Genomic DNA, 24,314 nt, shown 5'->3' on the forward strand with positions numbered 1-24,314 from the left:
TTAATAAACGAATTCCTTCTATCTTTTTATAGTGGTTTTGTTTTAATTTAGTACTTTTATTTTTTTGAAAATCTCAAACTTACTGTTTTTGTACTGAGGAGGGGTTATGTATTCGCTAAGCGAATCTAAGAAGAGTAGTGTTTATAGAGACCTTTTAAGTATTGCAGTTCCAACGGTTATTGAATTCTTTTTATTTAATGTTGTTTCATTTACAGATAATATTATGGTATCTTATCTTGGAGACTATCCTGTTGCTGGGGTATCTCTTGCTAATAAATTTTTCGAACTCTTTATTACTATTGCCTTTGCTGTAATGGGAGCCTATAATATAATGGCTACAAGACAATATACTAAGGGTAATATCGATGATTTTAAAAATACCTTTTTTATTAGTATATTAATTCTTCTATTTTTTTCCTTTGTATTTATTTTTATTTCATTATTTTATCCATACTTTTTCTTTGGTTTACTTTCTGATGATTTAATGGCTATCTCTTATGGAATAGATTATCTTGATATTGCTGTTTATTCTTTTGTATTTGCAGTTGTTAAGGGAATTATCGCAAATTCGTTAAAAATTGTTAAAATAACCAAAATTCAGGTTATTACTTCTGTTATTTCTGTTATTTTGAATGTGATTTTTAACTATTTATTTATTTTTATGTTTTCTATGGGAGTAGTGGGAGCTGCTATTGCTACTACATTAGTTCGTGGTGTTGAACTTATTTTTTATGTCTTTTACACTGTTTTTAATAAGAATTCGAAATTTTATCTTGAAGGTAAAAATTTAAAAATCAATCCCGTTATATTTTTTCAATTAATTAGGTTTTTTATTCCAATATTCTTAAATGAGTTTATTTGGTATTTGGGATATTTTGGTTTAATTGCTATTTTTGCAAGAATTGATACTGCTAAGTACGCAGCTTATAGCATAACTTTTTCTACTTATTTTATGGGATTTAATGTAGTTAATGCGTTTTGCTTTTCTGTTAATATTGTAATGGGATATGAAATGCATAATCATAAAAAAGAAATAATGTCTGTTGCAGTATACTTAGCTAAAATAGGAATTGTACTTGCTATTCTTACTTCTTTTATATTATTAGTTTTGTCATTTATTTCTCCATATATTTTTTATGAACTAGAGTATTCAAATCTTACTGGGGTTATGCTAAGGTACTATTCTATTTCAGCTTTATTTACATCCCTTGCATTTCAATATTTATTTGGATTTTTCCGTGCGGGAGCGGATCCAAACTTTGGAGCTATTATGGAAGCTGCTGTAACTTTGATTTATACAATACCTATTGCATATTTCTTGGCACATTACACTCAGTTTCCATTTGAAATCATTGTTTTCATTCCAACTCTTGAAGATGTAATTAAATTAGGTATTTCTTTGCCTTATTTTTATAGTGCTAAGTGGATTAAACCTGTTAAAACAGGTTAATTATTTTGTTATAATTAACTTATTGTGCGTTTAGATGAAATAAAATTTAAAAATTTTTTAGTTATGGGTTTGGGTCTTAATGGAGGAGGTCTAGCTGTTTCAAGATTTTTGTTAAAACATGGGGCTAATTTAGTAATAACTGACTTGAAGAGTGCGCTGGAATTAGAGCCAAGCATAAAGTCTTTAGGAGAATTTAGAGATAGGATAAAATTTGTTTTAGGTTATCATGATGAAAATGATTTTAAGAATGCAGATATTGTTATTAAGAATCCTGGCGTGGGCTTTGACAATAAATATTTAAAGCTCGCAAGAAGAGTTGAGACAGATATTAGTTTATTTTTAATGTTTAACAAAAATCCAATAATTGCTATTACAGGAACTAAAGGTAAATCAACCCTGGCATCTCTTTTGCATCAAGTTTTAGCCACTAAATATCCAAAAGTTAAACTGGGGGGTAATATTGGGATATCACCTTTAAGTTTTTTGGACGATCTTGATTCTATTTCTCCTATAGTTTTAGAGCTCTCTTCTTGGCAACTGCATAATATTGAAAATTTAAATCCTATTGTTAGTATTATTACAAATATTTACCATGATCATCAAAATTTTTATTCAAGGTTTGATGATTATATAAAAGATAAATCAAAAGTTTTTATAAATCAGAAATCAGGGATCTTAATATCTCAAGATAGAGCTTATTATAGTTACTTTTATAAGTTTAAGATAGATTTGAAAGTTGTTTTATTTTCAGAGAAAGTTCCTTTAAGCTTTAAAAATGATATTTTTTATTTTTTTAATGACAAAGTTTATCTAAATGATGAGTTGATAACTACTCTTAGAGAAACAAAGCTTGTTTTATTAATATCTAAGATAGTTGTTATTTTTATTTCATATTACTTAAAATTGGATTTGAGATTTATTTCTAATGTTGTTGATTGCTTTGATGGAATTGAACATAGGTTAGAGCTTGTAAGAGAAATTGATGGTGTTAAATACTATAATGATACGGCATCAACAATTCCTGATTCTACAGTTCTTTCTGTTAAAAGTTTAAAGGAAAATGGAGTTTTTATTAATCTTATTGTTGGCGGAACTGACAAAGAACTTGATTTTTTAATTTTTAGTGAAATTTTAGGTATGGTTAAAACTTGGATTTTATTGAGAGGAAGCGCTGATTTAAAAATCATTAAGTTTTTAGAAGAAAATGATATTAATTATTTTATCTTTTCTTCACTAGAGGAATGTGTTTATTATTCTAGGGAAATTTCTGTTCAAAATGATATAGTTTTATTTTCACCGGCTAGTGCATCTTTTGAACTTTTTAAAAATGAGTTTGATAGAGGTTTTCAATTTAAGAAATTAGTAAATAATATGATTTAAAGTCTTTTTTTTATAACTTTGTAGTAAAAAAATCTTAATATTTCAATAATTCTATAGATTTTATATAAAAATTTGTTGTAAATAAAATCATAGCATCCAATCCTGTGAATAATCTTTCCTCCAAACCCAGTTTTAAATTGGAATAGACCAAATAAATGATGTTTTTCATTAGCAGTGGGAGGAATACCTAAGAGATCATATTCTTTTATTGATTGATTTTTAAGTACTTGTATTGTAGCAAATTGCACTGCATAATTAGACATTAAGTGTCTGTTTTCTCTGCTTGATGCTCCATAAAGATATGTGGCTTTTTCTTTATAGATGCCAACAATTATGCCAGATATGAGTTTTTCGTTATATAGGGCTATTATTAATTTGATATTTGAATTTTCATCTTTTTTAAATTCTTGTATCAAATTTTTTATATAATCTTTTGAATGAATGGCAAATTTGTCTCTTTTAGCTGTTTCTTCATGGAGTCTGTAAAATTCATCAAAATATTTAAATTCATCATCTATTATTATTTTGAGTTTTTTTTTATTACTAAGTTTAATATTGTATCTTGTTTTCTTTTTCATTTTAGCTTGAATATTGTCTAATGAATCTTTTAGATTTATTATCGTTGTATTTAAGGGCTGTATGTCGTCAAATGATTTTTGAAGTCCTTTTAGTTTAATCTTTATTGGAATATAGTCTTCTTTTAAGTTTCTTGATGTATAATACATTAAGTCAAATCTTAAAAAGATGGTGTTTTTATGCAAATATGACTTTATAGATTTGCTAAATTGTTTAATTTGAAAATTGATTTCATCTATATTAATTTCTTCAATTTTTTTGTTTGAAAACTCTGGATGAGCAATGTAGGCTAAGTAAAAATTTCCAAATAATTTTCTTTGCATCACAAGAATTTTGTTAAAAATTTCACTGTTTATAGCTATTGCTTTCCATGGGCTTTTTTCTTCTGAGGCTTTTTTTACAAGTGCCCATAATTTACTTTGAAGATAGTTTTCATTTAGATTTTCTATTTCAATTTTTTTGATATTCATTGGTTGATCTAGGTCAAGCTTATCGAACTATTCCATTTTTAATTTCTTTAGAGAGTATTTTCTCTCTGGATTTCTCTAGGATTAAGTTAATTCCATTTATTTTAAGTTCTCCATTCTCTGCTACAATTTGAGTTTGCATAAATTTATCTATGCTAATCTTTGATGGATAGTTTAATTTATCAGCAGTGTCGATTTCAAGTATTATTCGCTCACCAGGAGTAGGATTATCTTTAAAATGTTCCATAATTATTACTTTAAAGTTTTTATTCTTATCTTCAGTTGAAATTAACATTCCTTCAGATTTAATCCCTCTAAACTTAGCAGTTTTTAAATTGTCAACTATTATAATATGTTTTCCAATTAATTCTTCTTCCTTATAGTAGTCTGCAAGGCTGCTTACAATTTGTTTGTCATTAGGAGATCCGTCATCTAGCTTTAATATGAATAATTTTTCTGCATTTGGGTTTCTCTCTATTTTTTTTACTTTTACAACTTTTAAAAACACTTTTTCGCTAAATAATTTTACGGGATTTTCTGTTTGTTGATCTTGCATGTTTTTGCCTCCTGAATATTTTAATTTTAAACTATCAATTAATTCTTTTTCTAACTTTGTAAATAAAACCTCTGTAGTCTTAATTGTTTTTAAACCCAAATTTGTGCCTAAAAATTTATTAGAAATTTCATAACTTTCTCCAAAAAATTTTCTTATTTTATTACTTGTTTGAGGGATAAAGGGTGAGATTAAAATTGATAAATCTCTTATTAAGTATATTAGATTTATCAAAAGCTCTTTTGTTTCATTAGGGTTACTGTTTTTTGTTTTCCATGGCTCTCTGTCTTGAAATATTTTGTTACCCATGCTTGAAATTTCAAGAATTTCTTTTAGCGCTGCTTTTAGTTCTGTTTTGTTAAAAAAATCTATAATTCTTTCATATTTATGATTTATTTCTTTCCAAAAATCTTTTTTGATATCTATTTCTTCTATTTTATTTCCAAAGAATTTTTTGTAAAAAGATAATACTCTATTAATGAGATTTGAAAAGTTACCAATAAGTTCAGTATTTGTTCTCTCTAAGAGATCATCCCACATAAATTGAAAGTCAGACTTTTCAGGTCTATTGTAATATATGTAGAATCTCCAGACATCAGTGGGTATTCCTGTACTAATAACATCATTTCCAAATATCCCTGTTCCTTCAGATTTTGAAAATTTAAGATTTTCGTAATTTAAGTATTCACTTGAGGACATTTTATTGAGCATTGTCCAATTTTCTTTACTTCCAAGTTTTACAGCTGGAAATATAACTGTGTGAAATAAAATATTATCTTTCCCAATAAATTGTACTAGGTTTGTATCTTCATTATCTTTCCACCAAACTTCCCAATTTTTTGTAATTTCTTTTGTAATTGATATATATCCAATAGGTGCATCAAACCAAACATAAAATACTTTATTTTCATATCCCTTTTTTGGTACTGGTATTCCCCATTTAAGGTCTCTTGTAATTGCTCTATCTTTAATGCCATCTCTTAAGAATGCATTTGTCATTTTAATAGCATTTGTATTCCAATTACAGTCTTGTGAGCTTTTTTGAATCCAAATTTCAAGTTCATTTTTGATTTTTGGTAAGTCAAGATAACAATGCTTGGTTTTTTTTAAAATGGGTATATTTTGGCATATTATACATTTTGGATTTATTAAGTCAACGGGAGCTAATAGTTTAGAACAGTAATCACATTGATCTCCTTTTGCATTATTTCCACAAGTTGGGCAAACTCCGATTATATATCTATCTGCTAAGAAAATTGAATTATAATCGCAGAAAAATTGTTCACTTTCTTTTTCAAGAATATATCCATTTTCTTCTAATTTTAAAAATAGATTTTGTACGGTTTCTTTGTGGTGTTGATTAGTTGTACGTCCAAAAATGTCAAATTTGATGTTAAACCATTCATAAATTGATTTATGTATTTCATAGTATTTGTTGCAAAGTTTTTCAGGAGTAGTTTTTTCAATTAAAGCTTTAGTTTCTGTGGCTGTTCCATATTCGTCTGTGCCACATATATAAAGTGTTTCAATTCCCATCATCCTTGAATATCTTGCAAATGCATCTGCCGATAGCAATTGTACTAAGTTACCAAGGTGAGGTATATTGTTAACATATGGCAGTGCGGCTGTAACTAAATTTTTGCTTTTCATTTTTTTAAAATTTGTTCCTTTTCGTTGTAATATTTTAATGCTAATGTGATTTATTATATTATAAATTTTTACTAAATAGTTATATTTTCATTAAAAATGATATGAGGAGTAATATGAGTTCTTTTAATTTTAAAGATTATGTATTTAGTAGAGCAAGAGAAAGTGTTATAAAAAATGGGAATAGGGCTAGCATAGTTTTTCCTGAGAGTAGTGATATTAGAATTCTAAAGGCAGCGATTGAAGTATTAAGAGAGAGAATAGCAGGATTTGTAGTTCTTATTGGACAAAGAGATGGGATTTTGAAAAGTTTAAGAAAACTTATAGGATCTGAAGATAGTATTTTAGAAATGATAAGAGTGATAGATCCTAATTCTTTTGAAGATTTAAGTAGATATTTAGATGAATATTTTATTTTAAGACAAAATAAAGGAGTGGCTTTAAGCAAAGCTAGAGTTGAAATTTTAAATGAAATTGTTTTTTCTATGATGATGGTAAGATTAGGTGAAGTTAAGACTTGTGTTTGTGGCTCTTTGTCATCTTCGAGCAAGGTATTAAGAATTGCATTGACTGTTCTTCCCAAGTTTAGGGATACTAAAATTGTATCGTCTTTTATGCTTATGGATACTTATAGCAGTTATGGCATGAATAACAGTACTTATTTTGGACATGAGGGCATTTTACTTTTTGCTGATTGTGCTGTAGTTATTAACCCCACTTGTGTAGAACTTGCAGAAATTGCAATACAAAGTGCACATTCTTTTAAGAATATTTTTTGCGTAGAGCCAAGAGTGGCTCTGTTAAGTTTTTCTACAAAAGGATCAGCCTATTCAATAGAAGTTGAAAAGGTTCAATGTGCTTTAGAGATTGTTAAAAGTAAATATAAAGACTTGATTATTGATGGAGAATTACAACTTGATGCAGCTTTAATTAAAAGCATTGCCGATAAAAAGTGCGTTAATTCTTTAGTTGCTGGTGCTGCAAATGTGTTGATTTTCCCTAGTTTGGAGGCTGGAAATATTGGGTATAAGCTTGTTGAAAGATTAGCTTTTGCTAAAGCCTATGGGCCTTTCTTGCAGGGATTTGAAATGAATATTAGTGATCTTTCAAGGGGATGTTCTGTAGATGATATTGTATTAACAAGTGCCCTCATGATAAGTAGTTAATTTATTTGAAATTTCAATAAATTCTTCAACGGAAATCTCTTCTGGTCTTTTATCTAGAAAATTTGTTAAAAATTCTTCTTTAAGGATTTTTTCACTTTTAACTAAATTGATAATTGTATTTTTAAGTTTTTTTCTACGGCTTGTAAATACTGTTCTCACTAATTTATTGAATTCTTTAAATTTTTTAATTTCTAGTTCTTTGGGAATAAGCTTAATAGTGCTAGATTTTACTTTGGGAATTGGATAGAAATTATTCTTATCAATGTCCATGATTTTAGTTACATTAAAATGTGACTGGACTAAAACTGTGAATGAAGAGTAGGTTTTGGTGCCATTCTTTGTAAGCATTCTATCTGCTAGTTCTTTTTGAACTGTAAATACCATTTGATTTAAAATTTTGTCTTCAATAAGCTTATATATTACTTTTGATGCAATGTTATAAGGTAGATTTGAAAATATTTTACTAACACTTTTTTTTTCTTCTTTATATGTTTTTAAGAAGTCACCTTCTATTAATTTGAAATTTTTAAATTTTTTAAAATATTCGTTTAAAATTTCTGAGTATTTTTTATCAATTTCGAAAGCAGTTAGAAAATTTGTTTTTTTAAGTAAAAGAATTGTCATTGCACCAAGGCCTGGGCCTATTTCCCAGATTGTTTCATTTTCTTTTATATCAAGTGCATCTACTATTTTTTCTCTTATGTATTCATTAATTAAATAATTCTGTCCCCATATTTTTCTTGGAGCTATATTTTTTCTATCAAGTTCAGTTTTTATGCTGTTTATGCTGTTATAATTTATGGCCATAGATACTAATAATAACATATAGAGCAGTCTAAGAACGATTAATTTTTTATATCTTTCTTTTTAACTTTTAGTTTAAAGATTATGTAAAAGTTACTAACATGCTTAAAAATAGAAATATGTCTATGTTGGTATTTTGAATGGTAGCAAATTTTCTAATACAAAAAGTACTGTTTCTTTTGTTACCTTAAAAATATAAATATTTATTGGGCCAAATAATAAAAATAGATATATGTATTAAATTTATAAAAAATAAGCTTGATGTTTTTATTATTAATAATATTATAAAGGGTAACTATTAGATTTGAAAAGATTGATATTAACAGAAGATTGAAACTTTAGTATAAGTAAGATGAGTTTTTCTAATTTAAATTGAAAATATTATAAAAATCGAAGATATAATCTCATTTAAGTTATATCTTTATTTAAGAAGTAAAAGAGAAATTTATATGTCAAATACATTAAATTAAGATAATTTGAATCCTGCTGAATTTATTGTTTGTGGTAAAATTATAGCTTAATTATTAAATTAATATGCAATGTTCTTAGTAAATTAATTTATAGAGCATAAGTATTTCTATCATGATAGGCTCTTTAGGATAGGGGGCAGCGAGCATTCTGTTAAAGTTAGATAATTGAGAATAATTATATTTAAAACTAGTGATTTTAGTGTTTGATTTATTTTATTTAGTAGATCACATTTAAAAAATGTGAATAAAGCGTTATTAGATTAAAAATTGTTTAATAAATTATCATATTGTTTTCTTTTTTCTCTGATTTTTGTTATTATCGATCTTTTAATAAATTGAGTTTTTTGTTTTAATATTGATTGTATATTAGATTTTATATTTAATTTTAATATTCTTGAATATGGATTTAGTTATTCTATAAATTCATATATTGATTGAATTTTGGTTTTCAAATATATTAGCATATAAGTAATGTTTTTGTTTTTATGGATAATTATCAAGCTTTTAAAGCTTAGGCTGGTCTTAAAGATTAATAGTTAATTTATTCTAAACATAAATATGAATGAGAGGTAAAAATTTTATTAAAAACGTTAATATTAAGTTTAAATTCAAATTTATGATATTTAAATTCAAGTAATATTGCATTAACAGATTTAATTCAGTTATAACAAATGATAAAATCACTACAAATCTCTTTTTAAGATTATTTCTTTTTGTATACCAAATGGTTTTATTCAATTAGATAAGAATTGACAATATTACATATATATTTAATAATTTATTATGAAATTATTAAATAATAAATACCCCATCAGATATGCTATTTTAGAACTTTTTCTAGCTTATATTATTTGTACTCATATATCTCCTTTTGCTAGCATTGATGAAAATCTTTGGAATTTTAGTGGAAATCATTATGTTTATTGGCTATATAGTACTTTTTTGATTTTTTTTATCTTACATTTTGCCAAATTAACAAGTACTACTTATTTTAGAGATGAATTTTATATACCTAAATTTAGGTTAGTTTTTATTTGGAAAGCATTTTTAATTTTTATTAGTCTTGTTATTTTTATTATTTTTTTGTTTTTTATTACTTATTTATGTTTTGAATATTTTTTCTCAAATTCATGGAGGTCTTGGGTTGAGATGGATATTGGTAGTTTTAGATGGAATATGGGTAGTAAAGAAACGCTTTATTTGATGGCTATTACTTCTTTTTTTACAGGAGCAGTTGAGGAATTATTGTATAGATCTTTTATTATTACTAAACTTAAACAGATGGGATTTAACTCATTTATTTCTACTATTTTTAGCAGTATCATTTTTGCATCTGGACATATTTATTATGGCTTTATTGGTACATTTGTTACATTCATTCTTGGTTTTATTTTGGCTTTTATTTATTTAAGATATAAAAATGTATACTATGTAAGCTTAGTTCATAGTTTTTATAATACTACTGTTAGTATTGTGGCCTTTATGTTAAGTTAGTTGAGGAGGATTTATGCTAGATACTATACCTAAGCGTTTTAATGAAGTTGTCAAACTTTATGGTGATCTTGATATTTTTATTTATAGGGATAATGAATCTAAAGATTTTAAGAAGCAGATATATTCTGATTTTTGGGATGAGGTTAAGAGTGTTGCATCTGGCCTTCTTCATTATGGCATTAAGAGGGGCGAGAAAGTAGCGCTTATTTCTGATTCCAGAAGAGAATGGATTATAATTGATCTTGCTGTTATGAGTTTGGGATGTATTGATGTCCCAAGAGGTAATGATTCGCCTGAGGATGAATTATTATATATTATTAATCATTCTGAATCTGGTTTTGTCTTTGTTGAGAATGAGAAACAATTTCAAAAGGTGCTATCTAAAAATCGAGATCTTAGATTTGTTAAACATATTGTTGTTATCGATGATGATAAGCTTTATGAAGAAAAGTTAGGATTAATTACAGTAACTTCTTATAAGAAATTGTTAAGTGTGGGAGGTGATTACTTGAACAATAATCCTAAGATATTTCATACTGAGCTTGATCAGGGATCGGGCAATGATCTTGCTACTATAATATACACTTCAGGAACAACTGGGTTTCCAAAAGGTGTTATGCTTCGTCATGAGTCTTTTATTTTTCAAGTAGATAGGATTTATGATTATCTTCCATTACTTAAACCAGGAAAAATAATGATATCTATACTACCGCTTTGGCATTCGTTTGAAAGGGCTTGTGAATATATAGTTGCTCTTAAGGGAATGTCAATTGCTTACTCAAAGCCTATTGGACCAATTTTACTTAAAGATTTTGCAGCTTTAAATCCTCATGCAGTTATTTCTGTTCCAAGAATTTGGGAAGGAATAAGGATTGGTGTTATTAAAAAGGTGTCGGAGTCTCTTGTAAAGAGAGTTTTATTTAGCGTTTTTCTGAGGATTGGAATTATTTATGTAAAGCTTAAAGAGAAATTTTTGGACCTTGTTCCTGCATATAGGAAATCAAATTTATTGGTTTCTTTTTTTATGAAATTTATTTTTCTTTTAGGATTAATTTTGATATTTCCTTTTAAATTTTTAGGGGATCTTTTAGTTTTTAAAAAAATTAGGAAAGCGCTTGGGAAAAGGTTTGAATTTGGTATATCTGGTGGAGGAGCTTTAGTAGAATATGTAGATTATTTTTTTAAAGCAGTTGGTATTATGGTTCTTGAAGGATATGGTCTTACAGAAACAGGTCCTGTTTTAAGTGTTAGGCGTTTAAATCGTCCCATTGCTAGAACAGTTGGGCCTTTCCTTCCGGATATTGAATATAGAGTAGTTGACAGTAATGACAATTCTTTGTTGCCTGGTGAGAAGGGTGAGCTTTGGATAAAATCATCTCAAGTTATGAGTGGCTATTTTAAAAATGAACTTGTTACAAAAGATGTTTTAACGAAAGAAGGATGGCTTAAAACAGGTGATTTGGTTCGTGTAACAATTGGTCATGAAATTTCAATTGTTGGTAGAAGTAAGGATACAATTGTATTAAGAGGTGGAGAAAATATTGAGCCTGAACCTATTGAAAGAGCTTTATCAAAATCTTTGCTTATTGAGAATGTTATGATTGTTGGGCAAGACCAGAAGTTCTTAGGAGCAATTATTGTGCCTAATTTTGAATCACTTGAAAAGTGGACAAACTCTAATGGAAAAATTTTTTCTTCGAGAGATGATTTATTATCTAGTGAAGTCGTTAACAAGCTTTATTCTAAATGTATTTCAGATATAGTTAACCCTAAGTCTGGTTTTAAGAATTACGAGAGAATAGTGGGATTCGTTTTGTTAAAAGATTCTTTTGTTATTGGTGAAGAACTTACTAATACTCTTAAGCTTAAGAGATATTATATAATGGAAAAGTATCATAAAAAGATAATGTCAATATTTAGTAAGGATGATTTTGAACTAATGTGATCTATACTTAAGCTTGTTAATTTTACATCTTTTTCATATAAGGAATATTTAGTAAATTCATGCAGTTTTTAATTGTTTGTAAAACAATTTCGGATAATTTTATTCTTGAATTTGTAAGTTCAAGGTTTCTTGTATCTATTATTTTTGTTTCTTGATAATATGTGCTGAAACTTTTTGCAAGTGAGTAAGAGTATTGAGTTAGTAATGAGGGATTTAATTCTTTTGTAGCTTTAATTATGTGCTCTTCAAACTCGGAAATAATTTTAATTATTTCCCATTCTTTTTCCTGCTTTAATAAATTTAGATTGATACTTTCTTTGGGTAATTTTAATTTGTTATACTTTTCAAGTATGCTATTAATTCTTGCCCCTACATATTGAATATAGGGCCCTGAATTGCCAATAAATGATAAGCTTTCTTCTTTATTAAATAATATATCTTTATATCTTGTTGTTTTTAGTAAATAATAGTGAATAGCTCCTATTGATATATCTAGAGCAGTTTTTTGAATATCTTGTATTTGAATATCTTTCTCATTTGTAGCTCTTTTTTTTATTTCTATTATAGTTGATTTTACTAAATCATTAATTAAGTGATCAGCATCAATGAAATTGCCTTCTCTTGATTTCATTTTACCTTCGGGTAAATTTACCATTCCATAAGATAAATGTATTAAATTATTTTCTTTTGTAATGCCTAGCTTATCTGCAATAAAAAATAAACTTTTAAAGTGATAAATTTGTTCACTTCCAACAACATAAATCATTTCATCAAAGTTATATTCATTTTTCCTAGTTATTATATTCCCTAAATCCTGAGTAAGATAAATAGATGTTCCATTTGCTCTTAATAGAACTTTTTCTTTAAATTTTTTATTTTCATTTTCATTTTCTTCTGAAGGTATTTTTATGCATATTGCTCCATCTTCTCTTTTATAACATAACCCGTTTTCTAATCCTTTAAGTACAATATTGCGACCAATTTCAAATGTTTCACTTTCAAGATAAATTTTATCGAATGTAATGTTTGTAAGATTATAAGTTTCTTTTATTCCTTCAATTGACCATTTGTTAAGCTTTTCCCAGAGTTTGACTGTTTCTATATCCCCTTCTTCCCATTTACATAGTAATTTTTGTATTTCTTCTTCTGCTTCTATGGCATTTTCTTTTGCATATTCATTGTACTTCACATAGAAATCACCTATTAGATGGTCCCCCTTTTTACAAGAAGACTCAGGCGTTATATTGTTTCCAAATTTTTTGTAAGCAAGCATGGATTTGCAAATATGAACACCTCTATCATTTATTAAATTTATTTTTATTATATTTCCACCGGAAGCTTTTAATATTCTTGATAAACTTTCTCCAATAATGTCATTCCTGAGATGCCCTACATGCAGTGGCTTATTTGTGTTTGGGGCTGAAAATTCTATTACTATTTTTTTATTTTTAAGGAAATTATTTGTTCCGTATTTTTCCTTTTCTTTTTTGACTTTATTAATTGTATCTCGGATAAATTCCTTTCTCTTGATTTTAATGTTTAAGTAAGGTCCCATTGGTTTAGTTTCATATTTCAATCCTATCTCTTTTACTATTTCTTCTGAAATAACAGATGGGCTAAGCCCTAATATTTTACTAAATTCAAATATTAAGATTGACAAATCTCCTAAAGAGCTATTTGGAGGTTTTTGGATTATTGTAGTTATTTTTTTTAATTTAATATTTTTTTTTAATGCAAGTCTATTTATTGTTTTAGTAATTTTATTTTCTAAATCTTTTTTTATTTTACTGATCATTCTTTTTCCCTTTTTTATTTATTAATGTGTTAATCAATAAAAAGATTAAAGATGCTACTAAGAAAACATTTGAGCTATAAGTTGGTATTTTATTTATGCTAAGTTCTTTAATTATTGGTATTTTTATATTGAAAAACTTTAAATTTCCAGTATTTATTATTTCTCTAAAGAGTGAAATTATTGAGCTTAAAGATATGAATGTTAATATTGGTAGTTTAGAATATTGTAATATCCTTAAAGGTTCTTTTAAAGTTTTAAAAGGTTCATTTTTGTGAAATGATATTATTATCACTATTAAAATGGGAATTGAAAACTTTAAATTGTTATAAATTATAGGGGTTGTATAATACATGAAAAGATAAGTTAAACTAACAATAATTCCTATTATAAATAAGTAAATTCCTAGTATTTGATTTCTTAGTTCTATTTGGTTAATAATTATTGCTGGTAATAATATACAGATGGATATCCAAATGGATATTATGCTTCCTTCTGGGAAGTTTTTTGTATAAGCAAAAATTGGAAAGAGCATTAAATGAGTTTTTAAATATCTTTCTGTAACATAAAATGTTTTTTTTTGCATAAATTTTACCTTTAACAATTTTATTTTGTCTTAAATTGATTTGTATCTGTATTAATATCTACAATATGACTTGTATTTACTTCCCCAAAGGTTTTAATGCTTTCAATTGCTCCTATGAGCTTTTTTATTTCTTCTTTTAGACTTTTCATTGAATTCGAAACTGTTATGTTAATTTCTTCTAGAACAGAAACAGTATTAATAATCTCTTTATTTCCTCTAAACATTTCATTTGAACCAATTTTTACTTCATATGTTATTTCTCTCATTGTATTTAAAGCTTTTAAAATTTCCTGACTACCAATTGACTGTTCTTGCATAGTGTGGTTTATTTCTTCTATAACTTGAACCACAAGATTTATTGAATCAAATATTTGATTGAAAGCTTTATTTGTAAGTTCAGATGTTTTGACTGTTTTATTGATAGAATCCATGATTTCATTGATTGATGCTGCAACTGATTCTGATTGTGAAGTAACCTGTTCTGCAAGATCTTTAATTTCTTCTGCAACAATTGCAAATCCCTTTCCAGCTTCACCAGCGTGAGATGCCTCAATAGCTGCGTTCATTGAAAGTAGGTTTGTTTGACTAGCAATAGATGATATTAGAGCATTTGCTTCTTGAAGTCTTGTTGAATTTTTATAAATATCTTTAATTTGCATAATAACTTCTTCTTGCTTTTTACGACCGTCGTCTGAAAATATTTTAAGTTCTTCTGTGCTTTTTGCAGCTTTTTGTGTTATCTCTGTAACAGATTGGATACTTCCTATCATCTCTTCAATAGCAGATGATGATTCTTCAACGCTAGCAGCTTGAGTTTCAATTGAATTATCAAGAGATGCAATGTTTTTGGACAAACTTTCTATTGTGTTTGTTGTATTTGAAATAAATTCAACTTGTTTCTCTACTTCTCCTTGTGTCTTTTCTATATATTTATTCGAATTTGTTATAGTACTATAAGCTTTATTTATTTCATTGAATAACAGATCTCCATTATCTTTTAATAATTTAACTCTATCTTGTAATGAGTTTATTACATTCTTTAAATTTTCGACGAAATATCCGAAGTGATTTATTGTAGAACTTATTGAGTCATTCCCCTTTGACTCAATCTTGACTGTCAAATCTCCGTCTTTAACTTTTGGAATTACCTCATTTAAATGTTCTATTTTTATTATGATTAATTTTTTGATAATGTTTATCATTATAATAATGAATATTATTACTAGCACTGCTATTATTGATATTGACATCAATTTAATTTTGTATAGTTCATTTGAAAATATATTGTTATAGTTCATTTGTATTGCTATATACCAAGATGAAGTTGTGATTCTTGTTAAAGAGATTATGTTATTGTCATGGTTAGTAATAATATTGCTTTTTTTTCTAGATATTGAATTTATTAATTTATTTGTTATTTTAGGATTATGTTCAAATAGGTTATCTATAGATAGTTTGATGTGTTCGAATGTGTCTTCGTTTTGTTCTCCAAATACTTCACCTTGATTATTAATAGCATATATTTTGAAGTAATGATAACTGTTATGTTGATTATGTTGATTTAACTTTTCTAGTACAGATCTTTCTAGCAGCATAAATATGGTTTTTCTTAATTGTTTTATGTGTTCTAGTATATCTAAATATAGGATTACATATCCAGTATTATAAGTGTTATATATATTTTCTTTGTCTCTTACTGCTATCTTATAAAGTATAGGTATATAGTATTTATTATTTATTTTTATTAAGTTTTTGTGCAATGCAATTATTTGAGTTTTATTTATAAAATTATCTGATTTAATTTCTTTTAAATTTATCTGGGAGTTGACTCTTTTATCATCGCTTGAATACAATACCTTTCCATTTTCATTTACATATTCTATTATCTTTATGTAAGAAGAGGACAAGCTAGAGTTGTTTATATACATTATGCTTTTAAGATGCTGATTCTTTTGCTTGCTAGATGCATTGTTGTAATTTATGATAAATTCGTCAATCGCTTGTAATGTATTTTTTGTATCATCAACAAAGCTTTTTGTCATAATATAATTGACAAATTTTGTGAAATTTTTAAGCTCTTTAGTTATTACCTTCTTATATCCGTAATTTAATAGCAAAAAAGTAGTAGCAGCAATAGTTATTGTGTATATTAATATAGCAATATTAAACTTATAAAAAAGAGTGAAACTAGAATTTTTTCTTTTCACTTGAATCCTCGCAAAACTTTTTAGAAAATATTATAACCAACTAGTATTATATATGTTTTATTATATAATTATATACATATATTTGAATAATAAAATAATTATTCTTGTTAGTATATTCATATGATGTCTAATATGTTAGTAAGCTTTGTTTATATAGGTTTAATTTTGGAGAGTTTATGAATGATGATTTAGTAGATATTAAATTAAAAAATATGAAGTTTTTTCTCTACTTTCTACTTTTTGTTTTTATTTGCTTTGGTTTGCTATTTATAGGACAATCCTGTTTAAATTATAAAAATGAACATATTGAACGTGTTAGGTCTGATTTTTATCTGTTTTCAAGTAATGTGGAATATCGGTTTAAAAATAGATATGAGTATGCTAAGGATGTTCTTAATAATCTTGCTAAGGATAATAATGTTTTAAATATTTTGCATAATGCTTCAAATAGTTTTATTTCAAGTATTGATTTGAAATCTATGTATGATTTGAACACAAGCAGTGCTTTATTTTTAAATTCAAAAGAATTTGATGAGGTAAGTAAGATTTTTGAGGGGATATCTTTTTCTAATAATTCTTTAGAAGGAATTTTTTATATTCCTATTGGACAAAATGTACTACTTTCAGATAAAAGTTTTTCATTTTTGGGTATAAATAATATTATAGAAGATCCTATTTATCTTGTTCCTGCAAGAAATAACGTTGCTTATTATTCAAGCTATAAGAGAATTAAGAATAAATTTTATTCTGTTGTAAGTATTCCTGTTGTTAATAATAATTCTATTGTAATGGGTATACTATGTTTTATGGTTTGTTTTGAAGATTTGTTGAATGGTATAGCAAATCAGTTTAATTCTTATCTTAAGACTAATAATAAAAGTTATGAATTTTTTGTTGTTGATAGAGACTTTAGTCCTTTGCTTTTAAGTTTTAGTGACATAAACATTGGAAATTTTTCGGAAGCTTATGAGAATAGTGTTTTGCATAGAGCTGTAAATTATATTAAGACAGATTTTAATATTTCAAAATTTATTTTTAAACATAGAAATTCTTCCTATTTATTAAATTCTTCTCAGATTGAAGGAGCTGTTATTCAAGGTGTTATTTTTAATATAAGTGCTCTCCCTGTTGGGTTTCAGTCAGGTGCATTGTTTTTCTTAGGGTTTTTGTTTGTCTCTTTTTTCATTTTATTTTACCTTTGTAATAGGTTGATTTTACCTATTATGGAAGATTTTAGGGTCATGATTAATCAAAAAAGAGTGAAAGGAGATGCTTTAGGAGTTGACTCTCCTGTAGAGGTTAGATATAGGTCTTTTATTTTTTCTTACATTAGTTCTGAATTTGATAGCCTTTTTTTAAGTGCTACTAATGCTGTTAATAAAATTAAAGATTATGTAAAGGAGTTAGACACTTATTTAAGTGATATGAGCATTCCTGAAGAAAGAATAGAGAGGGCTAATAATAGTCTTTTTACTTATGAGAGGATAGGAGATACTTTTTCTAAATTTGAAAAAACAATAATTAATATTTTGAAAGATTTTGAATCAATATCTGATCCAATTAGCGAACATAATAAAAACGTATCAGATATTGCTACTAAATTTGAAGAAAATGCTATTGCTTTTTATGGAATAGACAAAAACCTTGAAATTTTTAATAAAGTTGTTGTAGCAAATTCTATAAATATTGAAAGTGTAAAAGTTAAAGTTTTTGAATTAAATTCTATTTTTGAAAATATTAATATGAATTTTTCTGAGCTTTTGTCACAAACGAATAATCTGCAGAGTGCAAATAAACTTTTAGTATCAATATCAAGTCAGACAAATATGCTTGCAATGAATGCAGCTATTGAAGCTGCTAAGGCAGGTAATGCAGGTAAAAGTTTTGCTGTTGTTGCAGAGGAGATTAGAAAGCTTGCCATAAATTCCAGTAAATATTCAACAACTATCAAAGATGAACTTAAAATAGTTAATAGTATTATTTCACTTATAAGTACAGAGATAGATAGTGTTTATAAAAATTTTATGGATATACAGGATAATGTTAATAATAATTCTATTCAACATGAAAGGATAAATGCTACACTTGCTAAGCACATAAAAGAAATTGGATATTTTAAAGATAAATATTTATCTAATGATATTAAAATTAAGGATGCTAAAAATATGTATAAGGAGATATTTAATAGTTACTTTTTTATTAACGGAAAGTTTAATAATTTAAATAACGATTTAGGTGAGTTTAAGGTTTCTAAGATGAGCTTGGAAGCATTAGAACCTTTACGAGAGAATATTGCTTTAGTTAATGAATTTAAAGAAAAAGTTATTAGTATAAGAGATATTATTAAAAATATTAATAATGAACTTCGGTATGTTTGATTTAAATTTTATCTTTAAATCCAATATATAAAATTTCTTCTTCAAGTAAGAAACCTGTTTTTGTTTTTACTTCATTTTTTACTCTTTGTATTATTTCTTTAACATCTCTGGCACGTGCATTTTTGTTATTTATAATAAAGTTTCCATGATATTGTGAAACAGATGCTTCTCCTATTTTTAATCCTTTTAGATTGCATTCTTCAATTATTTTTCCGGTAGGCTTTAAAAAATTTTTATTGTTTTTAAATGTACTACCGCTACTTGGGAAGAGATAGTGACCTCTATTTATCCTATTTTGTTTATTATTTTGCATAATATTTAAGATATGTTTTTTACTTCCTTTCGATAAATTTAGTGTGGCTTTTAATATTAAGGTATTTTTGTTTTGAAATGGAGAAATTTTGTATGAAAATTCATTCTTTTCAAATTTTTTACAGATTGTTTGGCCGTCTTCATCTACAAAAACAATTAAATCTAATATTTCAGAAATTTCTTTTCCAAAGGATCTAGCATTCATCCAAATAGCACCTCCAAGTGTGCCAGGAATTCCGTATATAAATTCTAATCCACTTAATTTGTTTTCCAGTGCAAAATTGCATAGCTTTTCAAAGTTGGCTCCGCATTCAGCAGTAATTTTATTACCTTGAAGTGTGATTTTATTCAAATAACCAGTGTACACTATAGGAAAATTAATTTCTTCTTCATCATTTATTAATAAATTTGAGCCTCCTCCTAAGATAAATATTTTAATTTTTTCCTCTATTGCTTTTTTAAATATGTTTTCTGCTTCTTTTATGGTTTTGGGTACTAAAAATATATTAGAAAGGCCTCCTATTTTATATGTAGTGTAATTTGCAAGATTTTCTTTAGTAGGAGTAGTATTGATTTTTTTGAGAAAATTATTGATATATTTAGACATGTTTTTAAATTTTATACTAAAGAGTTGATTTTTACAAATTTGGTCCAGGCCCTAAATTTTTAGTGATTATCTTGTTAAGTAGATTTATAAATTTTATAAATTTCATTATTGATGAGTTTGTCAAATTAGGGTTTTTATAATAGACTACTATAGTAAGTTGGGTTAAGATTTTTAGGAAAAATTCGTTTTTGAGTTTGTTCATTTCTAAAATGAGCTTTTGATAGGATTTATGATTCTTAAGTTATATAATACAAAGACAAAAAAAATATCTGAGGTAAAAAATTGTTGTGAAACTAAGGTCTATGCTTGTGGTCCTACTGTTTATAATTATGCGCATATCGGCAATCTTAGAACGTATATTTTTGAAGACTTACTTATTAAAACTTTAAGGCTTTTAGGCTATAGTGTTAATTATTCAATGAATATTACTGATATTGGCCATTTAACAGGTGAATTTGATGAAGGTGAGGATAAAGTAGTTAAAGCTGCAAAAGAGAGAGGACTTACAGTTCATGAGGTTAGTAAATTTTTTACTGAGGCTTTTTTTCGTGATTGTGAAAAATTGAATATAGTATGTCCTGATAATGTTCTTATTGCAAGTAAATATGTAACTCGCATGATAGAAGTTGTAAAAGTTCTTGAAAAGGATAATTTTACTTATTTTGCGAATGGGAATGTTTATTTTGATACTTCTCGTTTTAAAAATTATGGTCAAATGGCTGGTATTAGTACAAGTAAAGTTTTTAATTCTGTTTCTAGAGTTGAAATGGATGTATCAAAGAAAAATAAAACAGATTTTGTTTTATGGTTTACAAATTCAAAATTTAAAGACCAAGAAATGAAATGGGATTCACCTTGGGGTTTTGGTTATCCAAGTTGGCATTTAGAATGCGCTACAATGAACTTAGATTGTTTTAAAGAAACTCTTAGTATTCATTTGGGAGGAGTTGATCATATTGGAGTTCATCATATAAATGAAATAGCTATAGTTGAATGTTATTTGAAAAAATCATGGTGTGATTTATTTGTGCATGGTGAGTTTTTGATTATGGAAAATGAAAAAATGTCAAAATCAAAGGGTAATTTTATTACCATTAAAGATCTAGAAAATTATGGGTTTTCTCCTCTAGACTTTAGATATTTTTGTTTAACAGCACACTACAGAACACAACTTAAATTTACATTAGATAATCTTAGGGCTTGTAAAATAGCTAGGGAAAATATGCTTAATAAGCTGGTCTATCTTTATTCTTCACTAAACCAATTTGACATTTCACTACTTAATAAGGTTTATAAACTTTGTTTTGAAAATAAATATTATAATAATTTTTTGGAAAAAATAGCTTTTGATTTAAATATTCCTCAGGCTTTAGCTTTACTGTGGGATATTGTTAAAGACAATAACTTAGAGGCTTTTTTAAAGCTTAGACTTGCATTTAAGTTTGATGAAGTTTTGTCTTTAAATTTAAGAAAAGAGGTTCTAAAAGCTATTAAGAAAGATAATGTACATATTTATGATTGGATGAATTCTTTACTAAAAGAGAGACAAAATGCAAAATTAAGAGGAGATTTTAGTCGTGCTGATGAGATTAGGGATTATTTTATTTCTAAGGGATTTGTTTTAATTGATACAGAAGATGGAACTAAGGTTAAAAGAGGTTAAGAATTGGCAAAATCTTTTATTGGCAAATATTTTGTTTTATTCTTGATTTTTCTTGCTTTTTTGAGTTTATTTATTTTTTCTGGATTTTTGTTTTATTTGAAACCTGTTATTTATGAAATATCTCCTATTCCTGCATCACATGAAAATGTTATTGTAATTAAAGGACGTTATTTAGGAAATAAGGTAGGAGATATTAATATTAATGATAATTATTTAATGAAGAGTAGCATTATTAGTTGGAGTGATGAGAAAATAGTTTTTAGAATTACGGATGAAATAAATTCGGGTCTTGTTTTTATAAGGAGCGAACAGGGGTTTAGTAATGAGCTTTTTCTTGTAATTAGGAGACAAGTACCAGTTAGGCTTGAAGTAAATAATAAGCCATTTCTTTTCGCTACTCAAGATTTAAGTTTAATGACTAATATACCTGTTATATTGAGAGGTAGAAATTTAGCTTCAGATTTTTCTGTTGTTGAAATATTTGTTCAAACAAATCAACAATGTTATAAAGTTCTTCCTCAAAATATGATAAGAGTATCCAAAGATGAGATCGAATTTATACCTCCAAAAACTTTACGTAGTAAAGGTAAGATTTTTTTATTGATTGATGGTGTTAGGAGTAATAAAGTTCCCTTTAATTTTAAGTCAAATTTTTTTAAGTGGACTTTAGATAAAGTTAAAAATTTTAAGATATCTCAGAAAATTTATTTTGTGCAGGCTTTTGATAAAGATACTAAACTTAAGTTTGATGATATTAACTTCAATGTTTTTTATTTAGTTCCAATTAAAAATGAAAGGCAGAAAATTAAATTTTCAAATAATGAGGGTACTAGTCTGTCTTTAAATAATTTATTTTTTGAAAGTTTGAAAGTTGATAAACATTATTTAAAGTTTGAAATTGAAACTTATAGATTAAATTTGGAAATTTTGGAAAAACAGTCTTTATATGATATTAAAGTAAATAAAAATCATGATATGTATGAATTTAAGACATATGTTTTGAATAAAATGAGTAGTTATTTATCTTATGAATCACTTGATTTAAATCCAATTACTTTGAATATTAGCAAAATAGACAGCGAGTCAGCTTATAAGTTATCTAAGTCTATTATCGATGCTTTAACATTGCATTTTAGGATTACAGATAATAGTTTGAGTTTGGGTGAATCTATTAAGAGAGGAGAAATTTCTAAAGATAATCTGATTATTCTTACTAATTTGTTGTTTTTGAGAAAAGGAATACCTTTAAGAACAGCGGTTGGATTTTATTTTGATTCTGAGTCTTTTAGTCTTAAAAAACATGTTTGGTTTGAATTTTTTTTAGATCAAGTTGGATTTATTTATTTTGATATAATAAATGCAGTAGTATTTAAGAACAGTTCTAAGTATTTTTTGAATATGACAGAGAATTATATCCATTATGGGTACAAGGAAGATTTTGATAATTATTTTCCGTCTAATGAATATATAGATTTAGGGTTGTTAAAATATAAAAGCTTAACAAATCATAATTATTCTCTGAATTATAGTTTTACTTTGGAGGAATATATTAATGATAGATAGAGATGTATTTGATTTAATTGAAAGAGAATATAAAAGAGAGAGAGAAAGCATTAAACTTATTGCTTCAGAAAATTTTGTATCGTCAAATGTAAGAAAAGCTGTAGGTAGTATTTTGACTAATAAATACGCTGAGGGCTATCCTTTAAAGAGATATTATGGAGGTTGTTTTGTTGTTGATGAAATTGAAAATTTAGCTATATCAAGGGCAAGGAAACTTTTTGGGGCAAATTATGCTAATGTACAGCCACATAGTGGTTCTCAAGCCAATATGGCTGCAATAATGGCCCTTATTAATCCTGGCGATAGAATTCTTGGAATGGAATTGTCTCATGGGGGGCATTTGACTCATGGAAGCAGAGTTAGTTTTTCTGGGATATTTTTTAATACTTATTCTTATGGGGTATCAAGGGACACTGAGACTATTGATTATGATGAAGTAATGGACTTAGCTAAGAAATATAGACCAAATTTAATAATAGCGGGTGCTTCTTCTTATTCGAGGGAAATTGATTTTAAAAAGTTTCGTCAGATAGCAGATGAAGTTTCTGCTTATCTTTTATGCGACATTGCTCATACGGCAGGGCTTGTTGTTACAGGTTTTCATAATTCTCCTGTTGATGTTGCGCATCTTACTACAAGTACTACTCATAAAACTTTAAGAGGCCCTAGAGGAGGATTAATCATTTCAGGTAAAGAATTTAAGAGAATGGTTAGTTCTAACATGAAGGAAAGGTCACTTGAGACTTCTATTGATGCTTGCGTTTTTCCAGGTATTCAGGGAGGACCTTTGATGCATGTTATTGCGGGAAAAGCGATAGCTTTTGGTGAAGCTTTAAGGGATGATTTTAGAAATTATATATCTAAAGTAATAGAGAATACTAAAATTATGGCTGACTATTTTAGTGCAGAGGGTTTTAGAATAGTTAGCGGAGGAACAGATAATCATTTATTTTTGGTTGATCTTGGTGTGTTAGGTATTACAGGAGCTGATGCTGAGAAAATTCTTGAGGGTGTAAATATTACGATTAATAAAAATACTATTCCTTTTGATTCAAGAAACCCTTCTATAACTTCTGGTATTAGAGTAGGTGCAGCAGCTATTACTTCAAGAGGTTTAGATAAAGACGATGCTCTTAAGGTTGCTAGCCTTATTATTAGGGCGTTAAAAGCTAAATCAGAGGGTGAATATAGGAAAATAAAGAGGGAAGTTATAGAATTTATTAGTAGTTTTAGTATGCCTTAATTTTAATTTAT

General features: G+C 26.8%; 16 protein-coding genes. 9 read left to right on the top strand and 7 right to left on the bottom strand.

The genetic code is table 11. From position 1 onward, the window contains the following. The first annotated feature begins 106 nt into the window (after positions 1–106). Together F0310_RS02880 and murD are read left to right on the top strand one after the other, a co-directional pair. Complete coding sequence (locus F0310_RS02880; RefSeq protein WP_182117449.1) at positions 107–1,450, top strand: MATE family efflux transporter; 1,344 nt, start codon at positions 107–109, stop codon at positions 1,448–1,450. A 24-nt stretch (positions 1,451–1,474) separates the two neighbouring features. Then, positions 1,475–2,830 (top strand): UDP-N-acetylmuramoyl-L-alanine--D-glutamate ligase, encoded by a 1,356-nt coding sequence (gene murD, locus F0310_RS02885; protein WP_182117450.1) that lies wholly within the window; start codon positions 1,475–1,477, stop codon positions 2,828–2,830. Here the strand turns inward: murD and F0310_RS02890 are convergent. Together F0310_RS02890 and metG are read right to left on the bottom strand one after the other, a co-directional pair. Continuing rightward, positions 2,827–3,876: a lipid II:glycine glycyltransferase FemX gene (locus F0310_RS02890; protein WP_182117451.1), complete on the bottom strand. Its 1,050-nt coding sequence runs from the start codon at positions 3,874–3,876 to the stop codon at positions 2,827–2,829. The two genes, murD and F0310_RS02890, sit on opposite strands and share 4 nt — an antisense overlap. 19 nt (positions 3,877–3,895) lie before the next feature. Next, positions 3,896–6,076 (bottom strand): methionine--tRNA ligase, encoded by a 2,181-nt coding sequence (metG, locus tag F0310_RS02895; RefSeq protein ID WP_182117452.1) that lies wholly within the window; start codon positions 6,074–6,076, stop codon positions 3,896–3,898. A 101-nt stretch (positions 6,077–6,177) separates the two neighbouring features. On the opposite strand from metG, the gene pta reads away from it, so the two are divergent. Next, entirely contained in the window at positions 6,178–7,239 is a 1,062-nt protein-coding gene (gene pta / locus F0310_RS02900; protein WP_476577976.1) for a phosphate acetyltransferase, read from the top strand. Here pta and rsmA read toward each other — a convergent pair. Then, positions 7,210–8,046 carry a 16S rRNA (adenine(1518)-N(6)/adenine(1519)-N(6))-dimethyltransferase RsmA gene (gene rsmA, locus F0310_RS02905; protein ID WP_182117454.1) on the bottom strand — a complete coding sequence of 279 codons (837 nt, stop codon included), beginning with the start codon at positions 8,044–8,046 and terminating at the stop codon, positions 7,210–7,212. The genes pta and rsmA overlap by 30 nt on opposite strands. A 1,250-nt stretch (positions 8,047–9,296) precedes the next feature. On the opposite strand from rsmA, the gene F0310_RS02910 reads away from it, so the two are divergent. Then, positions 9,297–10,007 (top strand): CPBP family intramembrane glutamic endopeptidase, encoded by a 711-nt coding sequence (locus tag F0310_RS02910; protein ID WP_182117455.1) that lies wholly within the window; start codon positions 9,297–9,299, stop codon positions 10,005–10,007. 13 nt (positions 10,008–10,020) lie between these two features. Beyond that, on the top strand, positions 10,021–11,952 hold the full coding sequence (locus tag F0310_RS02915; protein ID WP_182117456.1) for an AMP-binding protein: 1,932 nt from the start codon (positions 10,021–10,023) through the stop codon (positions 11,950–11,952). A gap of 22 nt (positions 11,953–11,974) precedes the next feature. On the opposite strand, the gene argS is transcribed toward F0310_RS02915, so the two are convergent. Genes argS through F0310_RS02930 form a run of 3 tightly spaced genes read right to left on the bottom strand, consistent with a single transcriptional unit; the run spans position 11,975 to position 16,537 of the window. Continuing rightward, positions 11,975–13,747 carry an arginine--tRNA ligase gene (gene argS / locus F0310_RS02920; protein WP_182117457.1) on the bottom strand — a complete coding sequence of 591 codons (1,773 nt, stop codon included), beginning with the start codon at positions 13,745–13,747 and terminating at the stop codon, positions 11,975–11,977. Next, a complete protein-coding gene (locus F0310_RS02925; RefSeq protein ID WP_182117458.1) occupies positions 13,737–14,330 on the bottom strand; it encodes a hypothetical protein in 594 nt (197 codons plus the stop codon). The genes argS and F0310_RS02925 overlap by 11 nt, the downstream gene beginning before the upstream one ends. A 20-nt stretch (positions 14,331–14,350) precedes the next feature. After that, entirely contained in the window at positions 14,351–16,537 is a 2,187-nt protein-coding gene (locus tag F0310_RS02930) for a methyl-accepting chemotaxis protein (RefSeq protein WP_182117459.1), read from the bottom strand. 176 nt (positions 16,538–16,713) lie between these two features. Between F0310_RS02930 and F0310_RS02935 the strand changes: the two genes are divergently transcribed. Then, positions 16,714–18,915 (top strand): methyl-accepting chemotaxis protein, encoded by a 2,202-nt coding sequence (locus F0310_RS02935; protein WP_182117460.1) that lies wholly within the window; start codon positions 16,714–16,716, stop codon positions 18,913–18,915. A 1-nt stretch (position 18,916) separates the two neighbouring features. On the opposite strand, the gene murB is transcribed toward F0310_RS02935, so the two are convergent. Then, on the bottom strand, positions 18,917–19,834 hold the full coding sequence (gene murB / locus F0310_RS02940; protein ID WP_182117461.1) for a UDP-N-acetylmuramate dehydrogenase: 918 nt from the start codon (positions 19,832–19,834) through the stop codon (positions 18,917–18,919). A 229-nt stretch (positions 19,835–20,063) separates the two neighbouring features. On the opposite strand from murB, the gene F0310_RS02945 reads away from it, so the two are divergent. Genes F0310_RS02945 through glyA form a run of 3 tightly spaced genes read left to right on the top strand, consistent with a single transcriptional unit; the run spans position 20,064 to position 24,303 of the window. Next, complete coding sequence (locus tag F0310_RS02945; protein ID WP_182117462.1) at positions 20,064–21,497, top strand: cysteine--tRNA ligase; 1,434 nt, start codon at positions 20,064–20,066, stop codon at positions 21,495–21,497. A 3-nt stretch (positions 21,498–21,500) separates the two neighbouring features. Further along, positions 21,501–23,060, top strand: coding sequence for a DNA-binding protein (locus F0310_RS02950; RefSeq protein ID WP_182117463.1), 1,560 nt, complete (start codon positions 21,501–21,503; stop codon positions 23,058–23,060). Beyond that, entirely contained in the window at positions 23,050–24,303 is a 1,254-nt protein-coding gene (gene glyA, locus F0310_RS02955; protein ID WP_182117464.1) for a serine hydroxymethyltransferase, read from the top strand. Before F0310_RS02950 ends, glyA begins: the two co-directional genes overlap by 11 nt. The last annotated feature ends 11 nt before the right edge of the window (positions 24,304–24,314 follow it).

It is taken from the genome of Borrelia sp. A-FGy1 (assembly GCF_014084025.1).
Classification (GTDB): domain Bacteria; phylum Spirochaetota; class Spirochaetia; order Borreliales; family Borreliaceae; genus Borrelia.